The organism is Streptomyces sp. NPDC050528 (assembly GCF_044457795.1).
GTDB lineage: Bacteria > Actinomycetota > Actinomycetes > Streptomycetales > Streptomycetaceae > Streptomyces.
Window position 1 is genome coordinate 262,897 of the sequence record NZ_JBITHH010000004.1, and the last position, 21,672, is coordinate 284,568.

A 21,672-nucleotide genomic window follows, 5' to 3' on the forward strand; every position below is an offset into this window, starting at 1 on the left:
CATGGAGTGGGGGACAGGAACAGGAGCCGTCCATGACCGACGACGCGACACAGATCCGCACCTTGATCACCGACTGGGCCGCGGCCGTCCACCGCGGCGACCTCGACGGCGTCATGGCCGACCACAGCGAGGACCTCGTCATGTACGACGTCCCGCCGCCCCACGCGGGCATCCACGGCCTCGACGCCTACCGCGCCACCTGGCCGCCGTTCTTCGACTGGCAGGCCCAGGGCGCCTGCTTCGACATCGACTCCCTCGACATCACGGCCGGCACGGACGTGGCCTACGCCCATGCCCTGCTCCGGTGCGGCACTCCCGAGGAGTTCGCCGCGTACCCGAGCCTGCGCCTGCGGCTCACCTTCGGCCTGCGCAAGGAGCGGGGCCGCTGGCTGGTCGCGCACGAACACCACTCGTTCCCGCACGACTGACGTGGACGTTCTCGCACGACTGACGTGCAAGGGGCGCTCAACTCGCCTTGTGGATCAGCTCGTCGGCGACCCAGTGCGCGACATCAGCGGGGTAGGGCGAGGAGAGTCCGAGCACGATGTGGTGGAAGCCCGCGTCGAGCGCCTCGCGGATCGCGGCCCGGGTGGCCTCGGGACGGTCGTAGGAGACGGAGAGGTGGATGGAGCGCGTGATCGTGGCGGGGTCGCGGTCGAGCTCGGCGCAGTAGCGGTCGAGGAGTGCGCTGCGGGCGATGGCGTCGGTGATGTCGCCGCCGGGGATGTTCCACAGGTCGGCGTGCTCGGCGACCACGCGCAGGGTCGCGGCCGAGCGTCCGCCGATGAGGATCGGCGGGTGGGGGTGCTGGACGGGCTTGGGGTTGCCGAACGCGCCGGTGAGGTGGTGGTGGGTGCCGTCGAAGTCGAACGGTTTCTCCTCGGTCCACAGCCGTCGGATCACCGTGCAGGCCTCGGCGAGGCTCGCCACGGCGTGCGCGGAGTCGTGGAAGGGGAGGCCGTGTGCCGCGTACTCGCGCCTGGCCAGGGGGTGGTCGGGGCGTGAGCCGACGCCGATGCCGAAGTCGAGCCGGCCGCCGGAGACGATGTCGACGGTCGTGGCGATCTTGGCCAGCATCGCGGGCGGCCGGATGCGGTTGCTCGTCACCATCACGCCGAGGCGTAGTCGGCTGGTCTGCGCGGCGAGAGCCGAGAGCAGTGTCCAGCCCTCGAAGGCCGGTCCGTCCGGGTCGCCGCCGATCGGCATGAGGTGGTCGAACAGCCAGGCGTGCTCGATCTCCGGGACGGTGTCCGCCTCGCGCCAGACGCGGAGGAGGTCGGGGTACTCGACCTGCATGGGGGCGGTCATGATGCCGAAGCTGGGGCGGGGTGTGTCGGGCATGGTGTCGTCCGTTCTTGGACAAGGCGTGATGGCAGGCGTGGGCCGGTGCGGCGCGCGTGTGTGGCTTGGTCGTCCGGCCGCCGCTCTGGCATCATGGGCAAGCGGAACCTTGTTCCGGAAACGATACGGAACAAGGTTCCGGTTTGGCAAGCCTGAAGGTGGAGGAGTTGCGCGGTGAGTGAAAACGGCGCGGGCGCGGCACGCGCGGCCAAGGCGGACGGTCAGTCCAAGCGGGCCGACGCCCGGCGCAACAAGGAGACCCTCCTCGACGCCGCCGCCAAGGTCTTCGTCGCGTCCGGCGTCGACGCTCCCGTGCGCGACATCGCCCGCGAGGCCGGCGTCGGACTCGGCACGATCTACCGGCACTTCCCGACCCGCGCGGACCTCGTCATCGCCGTCTACCGCCACCAGGTGGAGGCCTGCGCCGAAGCCGGTCCGGCGCTGCTGGCGAGCAGCGCCACGCCGTACGCCGCGCTGCGGGAGTGGATCAATCTCTTCGTCGACTTTCTGGTCACCAAGCACGGACTCGCCGCGGTACTGCGCTCCGACACCGCCGGCTTCGAAGCGCTGCACGGCTACTTCCTGGACCGCCTGCTGCCCGTGTGTGCCGAGCTGTTCGACGCGGCCGTCGCCGCCGGCGAGGTCCGGTCCGACCTGACGTCCTACGAGATCATGCGCGGCGTCGGCAACCTCTGCGTCGGTGCCGAGGGCGACGAGCGCTACGACGCGCTCCGGCTCGTCGATGTCTTCGTCGCGGGCATGCGCCTGCCTCACTGACGCAGTCGCTGCCGTCTCGTTCATGTGCGGGTGGCTACCGCGTCACTCGTTGCTCATCCTGCGCTGAGACGTTCCCTCTGTCGGAAAAGTTGGCTATACAACTTAGAGAGGGAGTGATGGCCATGTCGCTGTCTTTAGAAGAGTCGCTGTCCGTAGAAGATCTGCCGCTCACCTGGCTGCGGGACAACTGTCCCTGCGCCCGGTGCCGCGATCCCCGCAATGGGCAGAAGCTGTTCCAGATCACCGAACTGCCCACCGAACTCGCGCTCGGCGCCGTACGGCGGACCGTCGACGGTGTCGAGGTCGACTGGGCGCCCGACGGACACCGGTCCGTGTACTCGGCGCAGTGGCTGAGCGTCAATCGGCCTGATGGCGGGGACGGTTCCGGGGACCGGCGCGGCGAGAACGGCAAGACCCTGTGGACCGTCGCCGACCTGAACGGCCGTCTCCCCGAGGCCGGTTGGGCCGAATATCTGGGTGATCCGGTGGTCAAGGCGCGGGTGCTGGAGTCGGTTCTCGGGCTCGGGTTCGCGCTGCTGCGTGACGTGCCGTGCCGCGAGGGGCAGGTGCTGGAGGTGGCGGAGACCTTCGGGTACGTCCGTGAGACCAACTACGGGCGGCTCTTCGACGTACGGGTCGAGCCGGACCCCAACAACCTCGCCTTCACCGGCGCCCGCATCACCCCGCACACCGACAACCCGTACCGCGACCCGGTGCCCACGCTCCAGCTCCTGCACTGTCTGTCCAACGCGGCGATCGGCGGTGACTCCGGACTGGTGGACGGGTTCAAGGCCGCCGCGCTGCTGCGTGCCGAGGACCCGGAGGCGTTCGCCGTACTGACGCGCACGCCGGTGCCGTTCCAATTCAGCGATGCGCAGACCGAGTTGGCCGCCGACCGGCCGCTCATCGACGTCGACGGACGCGGCCGGATCCGCGAGGTGCGCTTCAACAACCGTTCCATCGGCACCCTGTTGCTGCCCGCCGACGAACTGGAGTCCTTCTACCGGGCCTACCGCACCTTCGCCGAGATCACCCTGCGCCCCGAACTCCAGCTGGAATTCCGGCTGTTGCCCGGCGACTGCCTGATCTTCGACAACGTACGGCTCCTGCACGCGCGCACGGCCTTCGAGGAGGGCGGCGCGCGTCACCTCCAGGGTGCCTACGCCGACATCGACGCACTGGCCGGCACGTTGGCGGTGCTGCGGCGCGAACGGGCCGTAGCCGCAGGAGAGTTCGTGGACGAGCTGGCGGAACTCTTCGCGGGCGAGGGCGCGAGCGCTTACCTGGGGGAGGAGGTCACTATGGCGCAGCACATGCTCCAGGCGGCGGCGCGTGCCGAAGAGGCGGGAGCGCCCGGCGCGTTGGTCGCCGCCGCGCTGCTGCACGACCTCGGGCACTTCCACGGGCCCGTCAGCGGTGAGGAGTTGATGGAGGGGACCGACAATCGGCACAGTCACACCGGGGCGGACCGGCTGGCCGAGTGGTTCGGTCCCGAGGTCACCGAGCCGATCCGGCTGCACGTGGCGGCCAAGCGGTATCTGTGCGCGGTCGAGCCCGGTTACTTCGGCCGGCTCTCGCAGGCGTCGGTGTACACGCTGGAGGTGCAGGGTGGTCCGATGTCTCCGGCCGAGGTCGCCGCGTACGAGGCGAATCCCTACGCGGCCGCCGGGGTCGCGGTGCGCCGCTGGGACGACGAGGGCAAGGACCCCGAGGCGCCGACCCCGGACTTCGCGCACTTCCGGCCGCTGCTCATGGCCTTGCTGCGGAAGGACTGAACAGGGCCTGCCGGCAAGGACTTTGAGCGCTGACTCAGGCGTCGTCGGCCGGGCGGCGGGCCAGAGAACCAGACGCGGCCGAGCTGTGCACGGTGAAGGCCACCGTCTCCGGGAGATACCGGTCCTCGGACCATTCGACCGGGGTGCCCGCCGGATCCGTACTGCACCGGCGCTCGCGCAGCAGCGGGTCGCCGGGCCGGCAGCCAAGCAGCCGGGCGTCCTCCTCGTCGGCCCGGCACAGGTCGATCGTGTGCTGGGCGTCCGCGAACAGCACGCCCGACTCCTCCAGTGCCACGGTGTGTGACACGGTGTCCGGTGGCAGCTCGGCGATCAACTCGCCCACGGCGGACGGGTATACGGTCCGCTCGACCATCACCGGCCGCCCGGAGAGCGTGCGCAGTCGCCGTACCTCGTAGATCTCCGCCCCTGCGGGCAGGCGCAGTTGCTCGCGCTCGGTGGCGTCGGCGGGGCGGGTCTCCACGGTGACGGTCCGGGCGCCGGGCTCCTCGCCCGTCGAGCGGGCCCAGCGGGTGAAGCTGAGGAGTTCGCCGAAGCTCTGCGGGCGGGGCGTGCCGATCACGACCCGGCGGGTGCCGCGCCGGGAGGCGATCAGCCCCTCGGTGCGCAGGAGGGCCATCGCCTGGCGGACCGTGCCCCGGGAGACGCCGTACCGTTCGGCGAGTTCGCCCTCGGCGGGCAGCCGGCCGCCGGAGCCGTAGCGGCCCTCGGCGATCTCGCGGCCGAGGTCGGCCGCGACCTTGCGGTACATCGCCGGGGGTTTCCCCGTCCCGGCCGGGCCGTCCGTCACCGTGCGCGTCTCCCCGGGTGCCGCGGCCGTCAGTCGTTCGCGGCGTTCTTCTTGTTCTTGATCCGCTCGGCTTCCTTGCGGACCTCGGCCTGCGTGGCGCGCTCCTTCTCCAGCCACTCGGGGCCGTCCTTCTTGAGCGCCTCGATCTGCTCGGTGGTGAGCGGCTCGGTGACCCCGCCGCGGGCGAGACCGGCGATGGAGACGCCGAGCTTGGCCGCGACGACCGGGCGCGGGTGCGGGCCGTCGGCGCGCAGCTCGCGCAGCCACTCGGGCGGGTTGGCCTGCAGCTCGTTCAGCTCGGCGCGGGAGACCTCGCCCTTCTGGAACTCGGCGGGGGTGGCCTCTAGGTACACACCCAGCTTCTTCGCCGCCGTGGCGGGCTTCATGGTCTGGGTGGTCTGGTGCGACTTCATACCGTCAAGAGTATCGACCGCGTTCGAGACCTCCGACCACGGCGGGTAACCTTGCGGGGTGACAGGCTCGGAAGCATCCCCCACGTTCCGGCTCGCGTACGTCCCCGGGGTGACGCCCGCCAAGTGGGTGCGGATCTGGAACGAGCGCCTGCCCGACGTCCCGCTCGTCCTCGTACCGGTCCCGGCCGCCGAAGCAGCCGATGTGCTGCGGCGCGGCGAGGCCGACGCCGGACTCGTACGGCTGCCGGTCGACCGTACGGTCCTCAGCGCGATCCCCCTCTACACCGAGGCGACCGTCGTCGTGGCCCCGAAGGACCACGTCGTGACGGCGGCCGAAGAGGTGTCCCTCGACGAACTCGCCGACGAGGTGGTCCTCCACCCCCTCGACGACGTCCTCGGCTGGCAACAGCCGCCCGGGGAGCCCGCGTTCGAGCGTCCCGCCACCACCGAGGACGCCGTCGAACACGTGGCGTCGGGCATCGGCATCCTCTACGTCCCCCAGTCCCTGGCCCGGCTGCACCACCGCAAGGACCTCACCTACCGGACCGTGCTGGACGCCCCGCAGTCGGACGTCGCCCTGTCCTGGCCCGAGGACGCGACCACCGAGCTGGTCGAGGACTTCATCGGCATCGTGCGCGGCCGTACGGTCAACAGCACCCGGGGCCGTACGCCGACGCCCGCCCAGCCGAAGACCAAGGCGAAGCGCGCCGACACCCCCGCGCGCCGCAAGCCCGCGGCCGGAAAAGCGACCGGCAAGAACCCTCGTAATTCCTCCAGCGGCGCCAAGGGAACCAAGCGCGGCAAGCCCCGCGGCCGCTGACACCTCTCTGCTCAGGCTGACGTAGCCGTCGTAGAACCGCGCACCACGAGCCGTGGCGGCAGGACGACCTCGCGCGCCGTCGTCCGCCCCTCGTCGAGCCGCTCGACCGCCGCAGTCACCGCGTGCCGGGCCTGGGCCTCCGCCGTCTGGCTGACCGTGGTCAGGCTGAAGCAGCTCAGCCGGGACAGCGCGTCGTCGTCGTAGCCCGCGACGGACACCGCGCCGGGTACGGCGACCCCGGCCCGGGTGAGGGCGGCGAGGACGCCGATCGCCGACTGGTCGTTGAACGCCGCGACGGCGGTGGGGAGTTGACCCCCGTCGAGGAGCTGGCGGGCGGCCCGCTCGCCGGCCGCCTCGGTGTGGTCGCCGTGCAGAATTCGGATGTGCTCGTCCAGGCCGTGGCGGCGCATGGCCGTGCGGTAGCCGCGGCGCCGGTCGGTGGCGATGACGCCCTTGCCGCCGTCGACGTAGGCGATCGACCGGTGGCCGAGGCCGACCAGGTGGTCGACGATCTGGCCCACTCCGTCATCGTCCGCGGTGCGTACGACATCCAGCTCGGTGCCGGTCATCCGGCGGCCGACCACGACCACGGGCGCCTTGTGGTGCAGGGTCATGAGGGTGTCGGCGGGGGCGATCGGGCCGAGGAGGATCAGGGCCTCGCTGCGGAAGGCGAGCAGGGTCTCGACGGCGGTGTGCTCGTCGCGGCTGCGGGTCTGGGTGCTGAGCACCAGGTCGTAGCCCACTTCTTCGGCGGCCGTGTGGAGGTGCTCCACCAGGTCGGCGTGGAAGGGGCTGTGCACGTCGACCATCACGCCCAGCAGCCGGCTGCGTCGGCTGGCGAGCAGGCTCGCGTTGCGGTCGGCCTGGTAGCCCAGGTCGGCGGCGGCCTTGAGGACGCGCTGCCGGGTGCGCTCGCTGGGGCCGGGGGCACCGCGCAGGACCAGGGACACCGACGCCGTGGACAGTCCGACCCGCGCCGCCACGTCCTCCAGGCGGGGGCGGGAACCTGCCTCGGCCACTGATCCTCCTGTCGGATTCTCCTGCTGCAACACCCTTGACACGCCTGCGAAACCGGACTGATAGTACCAGGACTTAAAGCGCTTTAAAAAGTTCTATTGCCCGGACAAAGTGCGGTGCGGTGTCGATCCGGGCTGATCAGAGTGGAGAGGACTTCAGATGACGACGAAGCCGATCGGGGTGGCGGTCATCGGCGCCGGAATGGCGGGCCGTGCCCACCTCAACGGCTACCGGCAGGCCGTGTCCGTGTACGGCGCCGGACTGCCGGAGGTACGGCTGGTCGCCGTGGCCGACGCCCACGAACCCTTCGCCGCGGACGCCGCCCGACGCTACGGCTACGAGCGCACCGAGACCGACTGGCGGGCGATCGCCGAGGCCGACGACATCGACGCCGTCAGTGTCGTGGTCGCCAACCATCTGCACCGCGAGATCGTCGAGGGGCTGCTGGCGGCGGGCAAGCACGTGCTGTGCGAGAAGCCGCTCGCGCCGTCCGTGGCCGACGCCGAGGCGATGGTGAAGGCGGCCGAGGGCACCGGACTGGTCGCCGCCACCGGCTTCACCTTCCGCCGCTCGCCGGCCGTCAACGCCATCCGGCAGCAGGTCCTGGACGGTTCGCTCGGACCCGTCCAGCACTTCAACGGCCACTACTGGTGCGACTACGGTCACAACCCGGACGCCCCGATGAGCTGGCGCTACCGAGGCCCGCTCGGCTCCGGCGCACTGTCCGACATCGGCAGCCACCTCGTCGATCTCGGCGAGTACTTCTGCGGTCCGGTGCGCAGCGTGCAAGGTGCCGTCCTGTCGACGCAGGTGCACGAGCGCCCCGTACCGCTGGGCACCGCGGTGGGGCACTCGGCCGACGTACGGGTCGGGCAGGAGCGCGAGCCGGTCGAGAACGACGACATCGCCACCTTTACGGCGACCTTCGCCTCCGGGGCCGTCGGCACCTTCTCCGTGTCGCGCATCGCCCGCGGGCTGGCCAACTCCCTTGGTTTCGAGGTGTTTTCGAAGGGCGGCGCGGCGACCTTCGAGCTGTCGCGGCCCGCGGAGTTCACCCTCGCCGACGCGGCGGCCGCCGACCCGGTGGACGGCTACCGGCGGGTGGTGATCGGCCCAGGCCACCCCTACATCGCCGGCGGTCTGCCCATGGACTTCCCCAGCGTCGGCCACGGCCAGCACGAGTTCTTCGTCTGGCAGGCCCGGGCCTTCCTCGAACAGATCGCGGGCGTGGACGGACTGCCGCCCTGCCCCACCCTCGCCGACGGTCTGCACAACCTGCGGGTGCTCGACGCGATCGTCGCCTCAGCCCATGCCGACGGCCGGTCCGTCGATGTCCAGCCCCTCGCCGTCCCGTCCCTCGCCGTTCAGCAGTAAGGAAGCAGCCATGAAGCTCGGCGCCTACACCGCCGTCCTGCACGACAAGCCGCTCACCGAGACCCTGCGCGTCCTGCGTGAACTGGGCCTGGACAGCGCGGAGATCAACTCCGGCGGGTTCCTGCCCGCGCCCCATCTGCCCATCGCGGAGATACGGGCGAGCCGGGACGCGCGCGACGCCTACCTCGCCCAGTTCGCGGCGGCCGGGATCACCCTGACCGCGCTGAACTGCAACGGCAATCCGCTCCACCCCGACCCCGAGGTGCGCGCCAAGCACGCCCAGGACGTGCGGGACGCGATCGAACTCGGGGCGCTGCTCGGGGTGCGGCGGGTCGTGACGATGTCGGGGCTGCCCGCCTCCGACCCCGGCGGCCGGCTGCCGTCCTGGTCCGTACTCCCGTGGGACAGCGCCTACTTGGACGCCCTCGACTACCAGTGGGACGAGGTGGCGATCCCGTACTGGAAGGACATCCAGGCGCGGGCCGCGGACGCGGACGTGAAGGTGTGCATCGAGATGCATCCGCACAACCTCGTCTACAACGTCGGCACGATGGAGCGCCTCGCCACCGAGATCGACGCGACCCACGTCGGCGCGGAGATGGACCCGAGCCATCTGTTCTGGCAGGGCATCGACCCGGTCGCGGCGGTACGGCGCCTGGGCTCCCTCGTCTACAACGCGGCGGCGAAGGACACCCGTGTCAACGAGGAGGCGAAGATCAACGGGGTCCTCGAACACCGCCATGTGCGGGTCCGCCCGGACGAGCCGGACGTCGTCCCCCTCGGCGGCCGCTACACGCTCAGCCGCTGGCCGAAGAACGCCTCCTGGGACTTCGTCGCCGTCGGACGCGGCCACGACGTGCCCTTCTGGACCGAGTTCCTGACGGCGCTGCACGAGGTCGACCCGGACATGGCGGTCAACATCGAGCACGAGGACCAGGAACTCGACCAGATCGAGGGCCTGCGCCTGGCCGCCGAGAACCTCAAGTCCGCCGCCGCACAGCTCTGAACCGCCCCCGACTCGTCTCTCTCCCGTCTCCGACCCGTTTTGGTACGACCCCATCCGCTCCGCTGCACAGTGAGGTGCACGCACCATGAACAGCACATCCGCTCACCGCCCCCGTCCCCGCTCTCGCAGAGTCCTTCCCGTCGTGGCCGTCGCCGCCGCGACCGCCCTCACCCTCGCGGGCTGCTCCAGCGGCTCCGGCGGCAAGAAGTCCGCGGACTCCGCCGCCGACGCTTCTGTGGGCAAGGCCAGTACGCCCCGCATGACCATCGCGATGGTCACGCATGCCCCCTCCGGCGACACCTTCTGGGACACCATCCGCAAGGGCGCCGAGGCCGCCGCGGCCAAGGACAACGTCAAGCTCGTCTACGCCAACGACGAGAACGCCGGCGACCAGGCCAACCTGGTGCAGAACGCGATCGACCAGAAGGTCGACGGCATCGCCGTCACCCTCGCCAAGCCCGACGCCATGAAGGCCGTCGTCGCCAAGGCAGAGAAGGCCGGCATCCCGGTCGTCGGCTTCAACGCGGGCCTGAGCGACTGGAAGAAGCAGGGCCTGCTGTCCTTCTTCGGCCAGGACGAGTCCGTCTCCGGGCAGGCGCTCGGCACCAAGCTCAACTCCACCGGCGCCAAGCACGTGGTGTGCGTGATCCAGGCCCAGGGCGACGTCAACCTCGAACAGCGCTGCGCCGGCGTGAAGAAGACCTTCAGCGGCAAGACCGACAACCTCTACGTCAACGGCACGGACATGCCGTCGGTGAAGTCGACGATCTCCGCCAAGCTCACCCAGGACAAGTCCATCGACGAGGTGGTCACTCTCGGCGCGCCCTTCGCGCTGACGGCCGTGCAGTCGCTGTCCGACGCGGGCAGCAAGGCGAAGGTCGCCACCTTCGACCTCAACGCGAGCCTCATCTCCGCCATCGAGAAGGGCACCATCCAGTTCGCCGTCGACCAACAGCCCTACCTCCAGGGCTACTTGGCGGTCGACTCGCTCTGGCTCTACAAGACGAACGGCAACTACAGCGGCGGCGGCGAGCAGCCCGTGCTCACCGGTCCGGCCTTCGTCGACAAGAGCGACGTCGACGCGGTCGCGAAGTTCGCCGCGAAGGGAACGCGGTGACGGCATGAGGATCGCGCTCGACCCGTACATGATCCGCAATGTTCCGCTGCTCGAACTCCCGGCCGTCGTCGCCGAGTTGGGCTACGAGTGGATCGAGCTCTCGCCCCGCGAGGACTTCATCCCCTTCTTCCGGCACCCGCGCGTGGACGATGCCACGGTCCGCAAGTTCCGCAAGGCGCTGGACACTTCGGGCGTCGGGATCTCCTCCCTGCTGCCGCTGTTCCGCTGGTCGGGCCCCGACGATGACGCTCGACAGGCCGCCGTACGGTACTGGAAGCGCGCCATCCAGATCTGCGCCGACCTCGGAGTGGACAGCATGATCTCCGAGTTCAACGGCCGCCCCGAGGAACCCGACCGCAGCGAGGCCCAGTTCTGGAACTCGATGGACGAACTCCTCCCGCTCTTCGAGCGCGAGGGCATCAAACTCGCCCTGGAACCCCACCCGGACGACTTCATCGAGAACGGCTACGACGCCGTCAATCTGATCCGGGGCATCAACCACCCCAACGTCAGCTTCCTCTACTGCGCCCCGCACACCTTCCACATCGGCAACGACGCCCCCGGCATCATCGAGTACGCGGGCGACCTGCTCACCCACGTCCATCTCGCCGACGCCTTCGACCACACCGCGTCGTCGGGCAACCGGTACATCCTCAACCCGCCCGGCACCACCGCGCGGATCCACCAGCACCTCGACATCGGGGAGGGCGAGGTCGACTTCGGCGAACTGTTCCGGGCGCTGCGGGCGGGCGGGTTCGACGGCACCCTGACGGCGTGCGTGTTCGCCTGGGAGGAACGGGCCCGGGAATCCTCGGTGTTGATGCGGAGGAAGATCGACGAGTACCCGGCCGCCTCGGCCTAGGCGAGGACTCCGGCCAGCATCCGGAACAGTTCGCCGGTCGCGTAGGCCGTGCCGAGTCCGGGCAGCGCGCCCAGGGCGAGGACGGCCGCCGCGAGGTGCCACAGGCGCGGGGGCGGAGTCGTCTGCAACGCCGCGATCCGGCGGGTGACGGCACCGTCGGTGAAGCCCAACCCGCAGACGGGCCGGGCGTGTTGGGCGCTCAGCGCGGCACGGGCCAGGGCGCGGGCGGTGGTGGTACGGTCGCCCACCGCGTCCGCCGCCTGCTCGTCCGCCCACCGCTCCACCAGGAACGTGACCGTGCCGCACACGGGCCGCAGCAGCGGGTTGGCCGCGGCGGCGAGCGTCGCCGCGGTCACCAACAGGGCGTGCCGGTGGGCGAGATGGGCACGCTCATGGGCGAGCAGGACCCGCCGCTCGGCCGGTTCGAGGGCGCTCAGCATGCCGGCCGTGACCAGGATCCGGCCCGGTGAGCCGGGGATCGCGAACGCCCGCGGTTCGGGGGAGTCGGCGACGATCAACTCGGTGTCCGCCGGGTGCCCTTCGCACAGCCGGCGCAGCGCGCGCCGGGTGCGGCGGTCGGCGCTCACGGCGCCCTGGACGGACGCGACGAGCAAGGCGAGCGCGACACAGGCCACGATCCCGATGACCTCGGGCACCGGTTCGGCCAGTCGGTGTCCGTCCTGCCGGGCCTCGGCGACGACCGGCGGGGCGTCGCCGACGAGCGTCGCGGCCAGCAGGAACAGGGACCAGCAGGTGGCCGCCGCGGTCACCACGGCGGCGGCGGTCAGCACCCGCGCGGCCAGCGCCGGGGCCACCCGCCGGCCGATCGCCGGACTGATCGCGGCGAGCAGCACCGACAGCGGCAACGGGGTGTAGACGTCGAACCTCATCCCGCGCCCCCGGCCAGCAGATCGCGCAGCGCCTGCTCCTCCTCGGGACGCAGCCCGCACACGAACTGCTGCAGCGCGGCGATCGGATCCGGACCCCGGTCCAGCGCCTCGTGCATCGCCTCGGCGGTCAGCTCGGCCGCGTTCTTCGCCGGCCGGTACGCACCGCGCCGCCCGTCCGCGTCCCGCAGGACGAGCCCCTTGTCGTAGAGCCGCTTGAGGATGGTGTGCACGGTGTTGTAGGCGAGGGGGCCGTCGATCTCGGCTTGGATCTCGGCCGGGGTCAGCGGCCGGTCGGTCGCCCACAGCGCGGCGAGGACCTCGCTCTCCAGCTCCCCGGCGCTGCGCCGCTCCGCCCGGACCTGCGGGTCTCTGCCAGCCATGGCGCTCACCTTACAGCGTGTAGGGCGCGATGTTCCTAGCGGTGACGCTCTGACCTGGCTGTTTTGTCTGGGTGGGGTCGATGGATGCGCCGACCGTTTCCGCTCACCAGCGGTCAGGCTGGGTGATTTCGTGCTCGAAGACGAGGAGTTCGGCGCATGCCTCCAGCTCGGCCCGGATGGGGACGTGGGCGGGGTGACCGCGCCAGCGGTCGACGGCCTCGCGGTCCTGGAAGGTCAGCGTGAACATGCGGTCGTAGCCCAGGCAACGTCCTCCGTTGTCGGCGGCGGTGGTGATGCCCACGAGCCCGGGCACCTGCCCGCGGAGCCGTTCGAAGGCGTCCAGGACACTGTCCACCCGTTCCGGTGTCCTGGTCTTGACGAGTACGACGCGGCGAATCACTTCGGATGCCTCCCTGTCTTCTCGGACGTCCCTTTCCTCCGTCGTCCTCGTCCGCCTCAGGAGGCGAGGGACAGCGGCCCCATGGTGAAGTGGACGGCCATCTCCTGAGCGGGCGCGTCTTCGTCCGCGAACGCCGGTGGTGCCCAGGCGCCGAGCCGGGGCACGATCTCGCCGCGCAGGCCTTCGAGGTGGCAGATGATGTTCAGGGGCCAGCCGCCGTTGCGGAAGAGATAGGTGTCCATAGCCGTCGGGCACTCGCTGAGGAGCTGGCCCTTGGCGTGATCGGGCCAGAAGCGATGCATGTCGGCGTGCATATGGATGGATCCGAGGACGTCCATGCCCTGTTCCGCGGCCTCGCGTGTGATGCGCAGCAGCTCGGCCGGATCGCACCAGTAGCCTCGACGGCCGCTCTTGTACGCGCTGCCGAAACATGGGGCGATGACGTCGGTGAACTCCTCCACGACGTCCGCATCCGTCTCACGGACGCTCTTCGCCCAGCACAACTCCCGTACGACGAGGGCGTCCTGCCGGATCTCGCCCACCAGCAGCGCCCAACACCGGGGCAGATAGGGCTCCTTGTCGGCGTCACGGGCGGAAGCCCATGCCATGTTGTACTGCCGGGCGGCGTCTTCGAAGAACGGTGCGAGGAGTGACGGGCTGATGAATACGTCGCACTGTCCTGCTGCTTCACGCAGGCGCCGGTACGGCCGGGGTTCGGACACTGTTCCTACCTCTCCTTCGCGCAAGGGCTGTGCAGGGGCTGTGCAGGCGTCGTTCAGACGTTGACCGAAGGCTCACCGCGCACGCGCTACGGCGTCCGCCAGGCGTCGGAGACGACCGGCACCAGGTCGGCGAGGCTGCCGCGGAAGAAGTGGCCTCCGGGCAGGTGTGTCCAGGTGAATCCGCCGACGGAGATCCGGCTCCACCCGGGCAGCAGGGAGAGCGGTACGGCGGGATCGTCGGTGCCCCCGATCGCCGTGACGGGGCAGCCGACGCTGACGGGATCGGTGCGGGCCCAGGACGCGGCGGCCTCGATGTCGGCCCGCATGGTTCGGACGAGCAGCCGCCGGGCCACCGGGTGGACCGCCAGGTCCGGCGGCATCCCGCCCAGGCCCGACAGCTGTTCCCACAGCTCGGCGTCGGTCGCCCGGGCGAGGCGCAGGGCGGCGGGCGACAGCCAGGGCGGGGCCGCGCCGCTGACGTAGACCGCGCTCGGGCCGTGGCCCGCCCGGTGGGCGTACGCGGCCCAGGCCGCCGCCGTCAGTGCTCCCATGCTGTGACCGAGGACCGCCCAGGGACGCCCGGCACCGGGACGGCAGACCGCGTCCAACTGCCGTACCAGCAGGTTCATGTCGGTGAGGGGCGCGTCGGTGGTCGCCCGCCTGCCGTGGCCGGGCAGTTCCACCGGGCAGGCCGACACCCCCGCCGGGAGGCCGGCCCAGTCGTCCTCCCGGTACAGGGCGGTCGAGCCTCCCGCCGGCGGCAGCAGGTACAGCGGTGTCTCGTCGTGTCCGGCGATGCCGTGCGGCAGCCACCGCCGCGCGAGACCGTCGGACACGGCGGGGCCGCCGCTCACGTCAGGCTCCGGGCGATCTGCATCAGCAGCGCCTCTTCGCTGCCGCCGGCCAGCGCGAGCCCCAGGGCGTCCCGCAGTACCCGGTCGACCGGACCGGTGTCGGCCCCGGCGAGCCCCTGCACCAGCAGGACCGCGTCCGCGGTGCGCCGCAGGAGTCGGCCGGCGCGCAGTTTGCAGCCGGCCGCCTCCCGGATGTCACAGGCGTCGGCGGCCATCCGGCGCCATGCGCGGTGATAGGCGGCACGTTCCTGCGTCACCTCCATCGCGAGGTCGGTCAGCACGGTCTCGTGCCCGCGCACCGCCGCGAGTTCCGGCAGGGAGAGCAGCCAGTCCGCCATGGCGGTCATCCGTACGGCGAGCATCACGCGCTCGTGCACCCAGTGGCGCATCAGGACGACCAGGCCGCCGCCCGGCGTGCCCAGCAGGGAGCGCTCGTCCAGGAGGACGCCGTCCAGCCGGACATGGCCGGTCAGGCCGCGGTGGCCGAAGGTGTTCAGCGCTTCCACCGTGACCCCCGGTGCCTCGCGCGGTACGCGCACCAGGGTGTGGCGTCCCGCGGAGTCCGGGCCGAAACGGCCGTCCCTGGTCAGCACGATGAGTTCGTCGGCGAAGGGGGAGTTGCTGCAGAACCACTTCTCGCCGTCGATCTCGAAGGCTCCGTTCGACGCCCCGCTCACCGGCGTCAGGGTTGTCGACATCGCGTCGAAGTCGAGTCCGCCGGCCGGTTCGGTCACCGCGAGCGCCGGCAGATGACGTCCGCGGCGGGCCAGCTCCAGCACCGGTTCGGACGGCAGATGCGCGGCGATCAGACGGCTGCCCACCTCGACGTGGGTGAGCACCGCGGCTCCCAGCGGGTAGGGCGCCAGCGTCTCGTGCAGCACGGCGGAGTACGCCAGGGACTCCGCCGAGCGTTTCCGGGAGGAGGGGATGACCGGGGTGAGCAGGCCCGCCTCCCCGAGGGCGGCGAGAGCCTGCCGTACGGGTGGCTGCCGTCGCGCGCAGTCCCAGGTGTCGGGTCCGAGCAGCCCGGACAGCCGGTCGACGGTCGCCGTTACCTCCCGGCGGTAGGCGAGGACGTCAGCGGTGACCATCGAGCCACCCCTTCGCCGCGCGAACCGCTTCGGCCGCCCGCTGGTCGACATTGCGCGTGATCGCCAACGACCGGGCCTCGGTCAGCAGTCGATGGGTGGCCGAGCCGGCCACCTGGCCCGCGGCACCGTGCAGATGGAGGCACTGTGCCGCGACGTCCCAGAGCAGGCGGCTGGCGTGCAGTTCGGCGACGGCGAGCAGCGGGTCGAAGGCGGTGATCCCGTCCTCGGCCGCCGCTTCCACCAGTGCCTGTACACCGTCGGTCCGGGCGGCCAGATCCGCCAGCCGGAACCCCACGGCCTGGTGTCGGGACAGCGGTACGCCGAAGGACCGGCGCATCTTCAGGAGGCGGCAGGTGCGGTTCAACTCCAGCCGGGCGGCGCCGAGTTCGTACGCGGCGAGCCACAGTCGGGCGGCCGCCCTGCGCCGGTCCGAGACCCGCACCACACGGTCGTGGGGGACGAAGACGTCGGACAGTTCCCACGCCGCGGTCGGCCGTCGGGCGTCCGACGGCACCAGGCGAACCGATTCCGCGCCGGTGGATACGACGGCGGCCGGGCAGCCACCGTCGTGCGGTGCCGCGAGCGGTACCAGGAAGGCGTCAGCGTCCTCCCCGGCCGGATAGCCGCTCGCCAGGCCGCTGATCCGTAGGCCGCCCGGCACGGGTGTCAGTTCCAGCCGCGCGGGCGGGTCCGTGAGAGGGAACGCGAAGATCCACGCCCCGCGCCGTGCGGGCGGCACGTCCTGTTCCATGGTGCCCGGCCCCGCTTCGGCCAGCGCGGGCAGGGCGACATCGGTGTGCGCGGCGACAGCGGCGGCCTGGACCGGGTCGAGGACATCCACCAGCAGCTCGGCCCGGGTTGTCACGTGCTGCGGACGCGGGTCCATCAGGTTCGCGGCGCCGAGGGCCGACAGCACGTGCCGGGCGGTCAGGTTCTCCCGCCCGCCGTGGTACGCCTCCAGTTCCAGCAGTACCGCCGCGGTCCGCTCGCGCAGCACCCGGGCGGAGTTCGCGGTGGTGTCGTCGGGACTGGTCTCCCGCTCCCGTACGGCGGTCATGGCGTCGCCTCCGCCGCCGCCCGGGTCAGCAGCCGTCTCACCCGGGAGGTGTCCGGTTTGCCGCTGGAGAGCATCGGTACGTGCGGCAGTTCGTGCAGCTGGTCGGGAATCATGTACCGGGGGAGGCGACCGGCGGCGTACGCACGCAGCGAGGAGGCGTGCTCCGCGGGCAGCGGGTTGAGCGTCGCGGTGAGCAGGGCCGGCCCGCGCTCCTCGTGCCCGGACACCGGTAACTCCCCCTCGGCGAAACGGAGTTCACCGCCGCGGTGCCGGCGATTCCCCTCGGCCGCCCGGACCACCGCACAGCACAGCACCGGTCGTCCCCTGGCGTCGGTGGCCGTGGCCGTGAACGCCCGCAGTATGTCGGGGTGGCCTTGGAGCACCCGGTTGACCTCCTGGAGGTTGACGCGGTAGCCGCGGTGCTTGACCTCGTCGTCGCGTCGGCCGTGGAAGGTCACCACCCCGTCCGGCCCGCGGTGCCCCTGGTCCCCGGTGCGGTAGAACCGGTCGCCGTCGATCTCCAGGAACACGCGCATCTGTTCTTCGGGGCGGGCCAGATACCCGGCCATGACCTGTTCGCCGGCCACCAGGATCTCGCCCGGACCGTCGTCCGTGACGCCGCCCCGGTCGTCCAGGAACCGCAGGCGGACCCCGGGCAGCGGCCGTCCGATCGGGTACGGGGTACGTCGCTCGGGCTCCCGCTCGCCGATCGGGTGGGCGAGGACCAGGCAGGTCGCCTCCGTCGGGCCGTAGCCGTTGACGACGACGAGTCCGGGGCAGGCCGCGAGCCACTGCTGGACCGTGTGGGGGTCGATGACCTCGGCCCCGGTCATGACGCGGCGCAGCGCGCCGATGTCCCGTGCGGCGAAGCCGTCGGTGGCGGTGGCCAGCAGCGTGAGGGTGGATCCGACGGCGGCCATGTGCGTGATCCGTTCACGTTCGAGCAGGCCGACGAGGGCGCCGGGCAGCGGCACAGCGGGCCCCAGGTGGACGGTGGCACCGCGCCACAACGGGTAGAGCAGATCGACCACGGAGACGTCGAAGTGGAGCGCGGAGGTGTTCAGACACCGTGAGCCGGGGGAGACGAGCAGCAGCGGGTGCACGGCCTCGAAGAAGACGCTGACCGAACGGTGCCGGATCTGTACGCCCTTGGGGCGTCCGGTGCTCCCGGACGTGTAGATGCAGTAGGCGATCGCGTCGTCCGCGAGGTGCGACGGGGGCGGTGGCCCCGGGGTGGCCAGTACGTCGTCCAGGGCGACGGCCGTCACACCGGACGGCAGTTCCGCGGGCGTGCCGACGGCCGCGTCGGCGTCATGGAGGACCAGGGGGCAGGCCGCGTCCTCCATCAGCGCGCGCCGGCGCAGGGGTGGCGCGTGGGGGTCGAGCGGTACGTAGGCGCAGCCGGCCCGCATGACCGCCAGCAGGGCCACGACGGCCGGGATCGACTTGGTGCCGAGTATCGCGACACGCTGCCCCGGCTGTACCCCGAGACCGAGCAGTCCGGCGGCGGCTCGCAGCACGGCGTCCTGGAGCTCGCCGTAACTCACCGTCCGATCGGCGCAGCGGACGGCGGGGTGGTCGGGTGACGTACGGGCGTGGTCGGCGATCGCCGTCAGCAGGGCGGGCAGTGTCTCGGCCCGGCTGTTCACCGTGTCCGCCTGCGGGTGACGAGCCCGGCCATCGCGTTCAGGTCGTGCAGGGAGGTGAAGTCCTGTGGGTCGGTGCCGAGTTCGAATCCGTAGGCCCGGTCGAGCCGGACGGACAGTTCCACGAGGTCGAGGGAGTCGAGGGAGAGCGGTGTTCCGGCCGCGTCCTCGGCGAGCAGTTCGGTGACCGGACATCGTTTGATCTCTGAGACGACACGTGCCAACTCCTCGCGCACATCGCGTGCGCGCGCAGACTGGGGGGACATCAGGGCTCTCCTGGTCAGATGCGTCGAATACGACGGGCTGGTGCGGCCGGAGGGGGGAGGGGGCCGGAGTGGGGCTCTGACGGAGGCTCGGGCTCAGCGTCGGCGGGGGGACTGCGCGAGGCGCTCGTCGAGATAGCGGGCCGAGGAGTTCAGGCGCCACAGCGCCCCCTGTGCCATGCCCCGCCGCATGTAGGCCGAGCGCGCGGCCGGTTCGACGACACGGTGGAACCAGCCCGCGGCGTGCTGCGCGTCGACGGTGATGTGCAGCCGGTGGTACACGATGCCGACCTCGGGCAGTCCGAGCCGCTCCCACGCGCGCACGACGTGGGTGAAGCGGTCGGGGGCGAACCACTCGGTCATGCCGAGGAACCCGACGGCCTGGGGGTAGTACTGGCGGTACCGGCACAGGAGCACCGCGAGGTTGCCGGAGAGCAGCGCCTCCGCGCTCAGCGCGTGGTCCAACTCGTCCTGGGTGATGTCGAAGACGTCGAAGATCTGGTTGAACAGATGGGTGTGGACCTCGGCGGGCGCGCCGTTGCCCATCTCGTCCCAGTAGTTGCCGGCGATCTCCATCTTGGCCTCGCCCCGCGTGCCGACCTGCATCATCGCCAGCAGGTCGTCGAAGCGGCCGTCGACCACCGACTCCTGGATGACGTAGGTCCGCAGGTCGTCTCTGGTGGCGTGGTCGCGGATGAAGTCGACGTAGTACGGGTGCTTGTAGGCCGGGTGCCGCCGGGCGTGCTCCTTGAGCCAGGACAGATACCTGGCGGGCTTCGTGGGGGCGGCGGCCTCGGCGAGGAGGGCCGCGTCGACGTGCCGCTCCTCGGCCTGGAGAGTGGCCTGTTCCAGCAGGCGGGTCACCGCGTGGACGACCACCGAACCCTCGGCGGTCAGGGTGTCGGGGAGCTTGGTGATCAGATCGTAGAGGCGGGCCAGCAGCAGTTGCTGGGCGTAGAAGGCCTCGGGTTCACCGGCCGCACGGCGGTCGTTGAGCTCCCGCACGGCCGTCAGCAGGTCCTCGCGCGCGACACCGTCCAGTTCTCGGTCGACCTGTGAGGCGGGACAGGAGAGCCAGGGGGACACCCCTTCGAGGAATAAGAGAGGGCCGGAATGGCCTGATGCGCGCAGTCGCTCGGTGAAGTCGGTGGGCAGAACGGCTGCTACGGCAGTCGTCATCGTGTTCCTCCCCAGGTGGAGGAGGACTGTAGAAAGCCCTTCCCCCAAGAAGCTCTACGTGTACCGCCAGGCAGGCAAACAGATCACCCCAAGCCGTGTCTACAGGGCGAGTTCGGACGTCCTACGCATCGAGACGCTTTGCCGATCCTTGATGAAATCGGTTTCGTGCGCTGACATGGCACCGGTAGCCGGACGTATGACGACATGCCTAGCGAGGGAGGTACGCCTGGGCGCGCAACCCCTCTGCCAGGAGGGATGCGGCTGCTTGCAGCCGCCTGACCAGGGCATCCGTCTCCAGTGCCAGGGAGGTGTCGCCCGTGAGGGAGAGCACCGCGCCCACCTCCTGGGGGGACATGCGCACCGGGACCGCGATGCAGGTCACGTGTTCGAGGGTCGTCGAGGCCCAGCCCCGATCGCGCACTTCGCGCAGTACCGCGGGGTGGTCGGCGTCCGCCGACCGCATCCGCGGGGGTGCCCAGGCGCGCAGGACGAGCCCCACGGCGTCGTCGCCCCACGGTTCGGTCGGCCCCAGCGGGACCACGTCGCGCAGTCCCATGCTCTTGTTGACCGTCGCCACGCATTCGCGCTGGTCACCCACGCGGCGATGGGCGTGCGCGCCGGCCCCGGTGGCGGCCGAGAGCAGATAGACGCTGCGTCGGCACAGTCCCAGCAGCAGGTTCTCGTCCGCCAGGGAACCCAGTTCGGCCATGCGGCGACCCAGCCGGTACTCGCCGCCCGGGTCACGCCGTAACCAGCCCTGCGAGGTCATCGCGAGCGTCAGGCGGCGCGTGGTCGATCTGGACACGCCGGTCGCCTCGGCCAGCTGTCCCACGGTCCTGGCTCCGTCGGCGACCGCCTGAAGCAGCGCGACAGCGCGTCCCAGTACGTCCACGGGATCCTCCATGATCTGTGGCTGTTCCGAAGTGTGGGATGGCGCATCTTGCACCATGGTGTCCGCGCGATTGATGCCCCATAGTGATCAGGTCCTAATCGACAGCCAACTGCCTTGTGCGCGCCGGGACTTCATCCCGGCCACGACGTTTCGTCAGGAGGTTCCTGCGGGACGCCGGCCGTGTGCCGCACCGATGGCGCGGGCAGGGGGCGACGGATCGATGTCCATGGTCCGGAAAGGAGACACCGTGACCGCACTCCTCGTGGAAGCCGAACAGGCGGACCGCTGATGCGCCGCGCCATCGCCTCCCCCCGACTCCCCGCACCGATGGGGCCGTACTCGCCCGCGCTGGTCGTGGGGGAGTGGATCCACCTCGCGGGCCGGGGAGCGCCCGCACCGGACGGCGCCGCCGACACGGACACGATCGAGCGGCAGACCCGTCGGACGCTGGAGGACATCTCCCTCCTGCTCCAGGAGGCGGGGGCCACGCTGGACGACGTCGTCTCGTGTGTGGTGTACCTCAGCGACCTGAGCCTCTTCGCGCGGTTCAACACCGTGTACGCCGACTACTTCGCCGAGCCGCGCCCTGTCCGTACCACCCTGGGCGCGATGTTGCTGCCCGGCATGCTCGTGGAGATCACCGCGGTCGCGTACCGCCCCGGCGCGTGACACACGGGCGCTTCGCGATCCCTTCCGTTCCGAGTCGAGTTCCCAGCCGCGCGACGCATACGAAGGAGTACGCCATGCCCATCGTCACCATCCAGGTCATCGACGAGGTGACCACGGAGCAGAAGAAGCGCCTGATCACCGGTGTCACGGACCTCCTGCACGACGTGCTCGTCAAGGAACCCGAGCGGATCTATGTCGTGGTGCAGGAGGTGCCGCTCGACAACTGGGGAGCCGCCGGTTACACGGTCTCCGAACGCCGGGCCCAGGGCTTCGACGGGAAGTGCCGATGCCCGGAGCACTGAGCGGGACGCCGGTGGCG

At 70.9% G+C, this 21,672-nt stretch carries 25 protein-coding genes; 10 read left to right on the forward strand and 15 right to left on the reverse strand.

What is annotated here, in order from left to right:
* The first annotated feature begins 32 nt into the window (after nucleotides 1–32).
* The gene (locus ACIBK4_RS16080; protein WP_398995312.1) at nucleotides 33–428 is read left to right on the forward strand and encodes a YybH family protein; all 396 of its coding nucleotides are present in this window, start codon (nucleotides 33–35) and stop codon (nucleotides 426–428) included.
* Between the two features lie 37 nt (nucleotides 429–465).
* Here the strand turns inward: ACIBK4_RS16080 and ACIBK4_RS16085 are convergent, their stop codons facing one another.
* The gene (locus ACIBK4_RS16085; RefSeq protein ID WP_398995314.1) at nucleotides 466–1,341 is read right to left on the reverse strand and encodes an LLM class flavin-dependent oxidoreductase; all 876 of its coding nucleotides are present in this window, start codon (nucleotides 1,339–1,341) and stop codon (nucleotides 466–468) included.
* Nucleotides 1,342–1,515: 174 nt separating this feature from the next.
* Here ACIBK4_RS16085 and ACIBK4_RS16090 point away from each other — a divergent pair, with 174 nt between their 5' ends.
* A complete protein-coding gene (locus tag ACIBK4_RS16090; RefSeq protein WP_398995316.1) occupies nucleotides 1,516–2,118 on the forward strand; it encodes a TetR/AcrR family transcriptional regulator in 603 nt (200 codons plus the stop codon).
* A gap of 122 nt (nucleotides 2,119–2,240) precedes the next feature.
* Entirely contained in the window at nucleotides 2,241–3,893 is a 1,653-nt protein-coding gene (locus ACIBK4_RS16095; RefSeq protein WP_398995317.1) for a TauD/TfdA family dioxygenase, read from the forward strand.
* Between the two features lie 34 nt (nucleotides 3,894–3,927).
* On the opposite strand, the gene ACIBK4_RS16100 is transcribed toward ACIBK4_RS16095, so the two are convergent.
* Together ACIBK4_RS16100 and ACIBK4_RS16105 are read right to left on the reverse strand one after the other, a co-directional pair.
* Nucleotides 3,928–4,701: a GntR family transcriptional regulator gene (locus ACIBK4_RS16100; protein ID WP_398995318.1), complete on the reverse strand. Its 774-nt coding sequence runs from the start codon at nucleotides 4,699–4,701 to the stop codon at nucleotides 3,928–3,930.
* A 29-nt stretch (nucleotides 4,702–4,730) separates the two neighbouring features.
* Nucleotides 4,731–5,114: a DUF5997 family protein gene (locus tag ACIBK4_RS16105; RefSeq protein ID WP_398995320.1), complete on the reverse strand. Its 384-nt coding sequence runs from the start codon at nucleotides 5,112–5,114 to the stop codon at nucleotides 4,731–4,733.
* Between the two features lie 58 nt (nucleotides 5,115–5,172).
* Here ACIBK4_RS16105 and ACIBK4_RS16110 point away from each other — a divergent pair, with 58 nt between their 5' ends.
* Nucleotides 5,173–5,934: a LysR family substrate-binding domain-containing protein gene (locus tag ACIBK4_RS16110; protein ID WP_398995321.1), complete on the forward strand. Its 762-nt coding sequence runs from the start codon at nucleotides 5,173–5,175 to the stop codon at nucleotides 5,932–5,934.
* Nucleotides 5,935–5,945: 11 nt separating this feature from the next.
* Here the strand turns inward: ACIBK4_RS16110 and ACIBK4_RS16115 are convergent, their stop codons facing one another.
* Nucleotides 5,946–6,953: a LacI family DNA-binding transcriptional regulator gene (locus ACIBK4_RS16115; protein WP_398995323.1), complete on the reverse strand. Its 1,008-nt coding sequence runs from the start codon at nucleotides 6,951–6,953 to the stop codon at nucleotides 5,946–5,948.
* 157 nt (nucleotides 6,954–7,110) lie between these two features.
* Here ACIBK4_RS16115 and ACIBK4_RS16120 point away from each other — a divergent pair, with 157 nt between their 5' ends.
* The 4 genes from ACIBK4_RS16120 to ACIBK4_RS16135 all read left to right on the forward strand — a co-directional run bounded on the left by ACIBK4_RS16120 (nucleotide 7,111) and on the right by ACIBK4_RS16135 (nucleotide 11,310).
* Complete coding sequence (locus ACIBK4_RS16120) at nucleotides 7,111–8,325, forward strand: Gfo/Idh/MocA family protein (RefSeq protein ID WP_398995325.1); 1,215 nt, start codon at nucleotides 7,111–7,113, stop codon at nucleotides 8,323–8,325.
* 10 nt (nucleotides 8,326–8,335) lie between these two features.
* Complete coding sequence (locus ACIBK4_RS16125; RefSeq protein WP_398995327.1) at nucleotides 8,336–9,331, forward strand: sugar phosphate isomerase/epimerase family protein; 996 nt, start codon at nucleotides 8,336–8,338, stop codon at nucleotides 9,329–9,331.
* A gap of 85 nt (nucleotides 9,332–9,416) precedes the next feature.
* Complete coding sequence (locus tag ACIBK4_RS16130) at nucleotides 9,417–10,448, forward strand: sugar ABC transporter substrate-binding protein (protein ID WP_398995329.1); 1,032 nt, start codon at nucleotides 9,417–9,419, stop codon at nucleotides 10,446–10,448.
* A 4-nt stretch (nucleotides 10,449–10,452) separates the two neighbouring features.
* The gene (locus ACIBK4_RS16135; protein WP_398995330.1) at nucleotides 10,453–11,310 is read left to right on the forward strand and encodes a sugar phosphate isomerase/epimerase family protein; all 858 of its coding nucleotides are present in this window, start codon (nucleotides 10,453–10,455) and stop codon (nucleotides 11,308–11,310) included.
* Here the strand turns inward: ACIBK4_RS16135 and ACIBK4_RS16140 are convergent.
* The 11 genes from ACIBK4_RS16140 to ACIBK4_RS16190 all read right to left on the reverse strand — a co-directional run bounded on the left by ACIBK4_RS16140 (nucleotide 11,307) and on the right by ACIBK4_RS16190 (nucleotide 20,684).
* Nucleotides 11,307–12,200, reverse strand: coding sequence for a M48 family metalloprotease (locus ACIBK4_RS16140; RefSeq protein WP_398995332.1), 894 nt, complete (start codon nucleotides 12,198–12,200; stop codon nucleotides 11,307–11,309). The two genes, ACIBK4_RS16135 and ACIBK4_RS16140, sit on opposite strands and share 4 nt — an antisense overlap.
* Nucleotides 12,197–12,580 (reverse strand): BlaI/MecI/CopY family transcriptional regulator, encoded by a 384-nt coding sequence (locus ACIBK4_RS16145; RefSeq protein ID WP_398995334.1) that lies wholly within the window; start codon nucleotides 12,578–12,580, stop codon nucleotides 12,197–12,199. The genes ACIBK4_RS16140 and ACIBK4_RS16145 overlap by 4 nt, the downstream gene beginning before the upstream one ends.
* Nucleotides 12,581–12,683: 103 nt before the next feature.
* Nucleotides 12,684–12,980, reverse strand: a complete 297-nt coding sequence (locus ACIBK4_RS16150; RefSeq protein WP_398995336.1) for a Dabb family protein — start codon at nucleotides 12,978–12,980, stop codon at nucleotides 12,684–12,686.
* 56 nt (nucleotides 12,981–13,036) lie between these two features.
* The gene (locus ACIBK4_RS16155) at nucleotides 13,037–13,702 is read right to left on the reverse strand and encodes a hypothetical protein (RefSeq protein ID WP_398995338.1); all 666 of its coding nucleotides are present in this window, start codon (nucleotides 13,700–13,702) and stop codon (nucleotides 13,037–13,039) included.
* Nucleotides 13,703–13,788: 86 nt separating this feature from the next.
* The gene (locus tag ACIBK4_RS16160; RefSeq protein WP_398995340.1) at nucleotides 13,789–14,556 is read right to left on the reverse strand and encodes a thioesterase II family protein; all 768 of its coding nucleotides are present in this window, start codon (nucleotides 14,554–14,556) and stop codon (nucleotides 13,789–13,791) included.
* Nucleotides 14,553–15,647 (reverse strand): acyl-CoA dehydrogenase family protein, encoded by a 1,095-nt coding sequence (locus ACIBK4_RS16165; protein ID WP_398995342.1) that lies wholly within the window; start codon nucleotides 15,645–15,647, stop codon nucleotides 14,553–14,555. Before ACIBK4_RS16165 ends, ACIBK4_RS16160 begins: the two co-directional genes overlap by 4 nt.
* Nucleotides 15,634–16,704, reverse strand: a complete 1,071-nt coding sequence (locus tag ACIBK4_RS16170; RefSeq protein WP_398995343.1) for an acyl-CoA dehydrogenase family protein — start codon at nucleotides 16,702–16,704, stop codon at nucleotides 15,634–15,636. The genes ACIBK4_RS16165 and ACIBK4_RS16170 overlap by 14 nt, the downstream gene beginning before the upstream one ends.
* On the reverse strand, nucleotides 16,701–18,353 hold the full coding sequence (locus tag ACIBK4_RS16175; RefSeq protein WP_398995344.1) for an amino acid adenylation domain-containing protein: 1,653 nt from the start codon (nucleotides 18,351–18,353) through the stop codon (nucleotides 16,701–16,703). The genes ACIBK4_RS16170 and ACIBK4_RS16175 overlap by 4 nt, the downstream gene beginning before the upstream one ends.
* Nucleotides 18,350–18,616, reverse strand: a complete 267-nt coding sequence (locus tag ACIBK4_RS16180) for an acyl carrier protein (RefSeq protein ID WP_398995345.1) — start codon at nucleotides 18,614–18,616, stop codon at nucleotides 18,350–18,352. Before ACIBK4_RS16180 ends, ACIBK4_RS16175 begins: the two co-directional genes overlap by 4 nt.
* 93 nt (nucleotides 18,617–18,709) lie before the next feature.
* Nucleotides 18,710–19,792, reverse strand: coding sequence for an iron-containing redox enzyme family protein (locus tag ACIBK4_RS16185; protein ID WP_398995347.1), 1,083 nt, complete (start codon nucleotides 19,790–19,792; stop codon nucleotides 18,710–18,712).
* A gap of 208 nt (nucleotides 19,793–20,000) precedes the next feature.
* The gene (locus ACIBK4_RS16190; RefSeq protein WP_398995349.1) at nucleotides 20,001–20,684 is read right to left on the reverse strand and encodes an IclR family transcriptional regulator; all 684 of its coding nucleotides are present in this window, start codon (nucleotides 20,682–20,684) and stop codon (nucleotides 20,001–20,003) included.
* A 288-nt stretch (nucleotides 20,685–20,972) separates the two neighbouring features.
* Here ACIBK4_RS16190 and ACIBK4_RS16195 point away from each other — a divergent pair, with 288 nt between their 5' ends.
* Together ACIBK4_RS16195 and ACIBK4_RS16200 are read left to right on the forward strand one after the other, a co-directional pair.
* A complete protein-coding gene (locus ACIBK4_RS16195; protein ID WP_398995351.1) occupies nucleotides 20,973–21,353 on the forward strand; it encodes a RidA family protein in 381 nt (126 codons plus the stop codon).
* A gap of 74 nt (nucleotides 21,354–21,427) precedes the next feature.
* Nucleotides 21,428–21,655: a 4-oxalocrotonate tautomerase family protein gene (locus ACIBK4_RS16200; RefSeq protein ID WP_398995352.1), complete on the forward strand. Its 228-nt coding sequence runs from the start codon at nucleotides 21,428–21,430 to the stop codon at nucleotides 21,653–21,655.
* Nucleotides 21,656–21,672: the final 17 nt, after the last annotated feature.

Coding starts and splice junctions, on each gene's coding strand:
- ACIBK4_RS16080 (WP_398995312.1), top strand. CDS start 33: ATGACCGACGACGCGACACAGATCCGCACCTTGATCACCGACTGGGCC.
- ACIBK4_RS16085 (WP_398995314.1), bottom strand. CDS start 1,341: ATGCCCGACACACCCCGCCCCAGCTTCGGCATCATGACCGCCCCCATG.
- ACIBK4_RS16095 (WP_398995317.1), top strand. CDS start 2,241: ATGTCGCTGTCTTTAGAAGAGTCGCTGTCCGTAGAAGATCTGCCGCTC.
- ACIBK4_RS16105 (WP_398995320.1), bottom strand. CDS start 5,114: ATGAAGTCGCACCAGACCACCCAGACCATGAAGCCCGCCACGGCGGCG.
- ACIBK4_RS16120 (WP_398995325.1), top strand. CDS start 7,111: ATGACGACGAAGCCGATCGGGGTGGCGGTCATCGGCGCCGGAATGGCG.
- ACIBK4_RS16125 (WP_398995327.1), top strand. CDS start 8,336: ATGAAGCTCGGCGCCTACACCGCCGTCCTGCACGACAAGCCGCTCACC.
- ACIBK4_RS16130 (WP_398995329.1), top strand. CDS start 9,417: ATGAACAGCACATCCGCTCACCGCCCCCGTCCCCGCTCTCGCAGAGTC.
- ACIBK4_RS16135 (WP_398995330.1), top strand. CDS start 10,453: ATGAGGATCGCGCTCGACCCGTACATGATCCGCAATGTTCCGCTGCTC.
- ACIBK4_RS16140 (WP_398995332.1), bottom strand. CDS start 12,200: ATGAGGTTCGACGTCTACACCCCGTTGCCGCTGTCGGTGCTGCTCGCC.
- ACIBK4_RS16145 (WP_398995334.1), bottom strand. CDS start 12,580: ATGGCTGGCAGAGACCCGCAGGTCCGGGCGGAGCGGCGCAGCGCCGGG.
- ACIBK4_RS16165 (WP_398995342.1), bottom strand. CDS start 15,647: ATGGTCACCGCTGACGTCCTCGCCTACCGCCGGGAGGTAACGGCGACC.
- ACIBK4_RS16170 (WP_398995343.1), bottom strand. CDS start 16,704: ATGACCGCCGTACGGGAGCGGGAGACCAGTCCCGACGACACCACCGCG.
- ACIBK4_RS16180 (WP_398995345.1), bottom strand. CDS start 18,616: ATGTCCCCCCAGTCTGCGCGCGCACGCGATGTGCGCGAGGAGTTGGCA.
- ACIBK4_RS16185 (WP_398995347.1), bottom strand. CDS start 19,792: ATGACGACTGCCGTAGCAGCCGTTCTGCCCACCGACTTCACCGAGCGA.
- ACIBK4_RS16195 (WP_398995351.1), top strand. CDS start 20,973: ATGCGCCGCGCCATCGCCTCCCCCCGACTCCCCGCACCGATGGGGCCG.
- ACIBK4_RS16200 (WP_398995352.1), top strand. CDS start 21,428: ATGCCCATCGTCACCATCCAGGTCATCGACGAGGTGACCACGGAGCAG.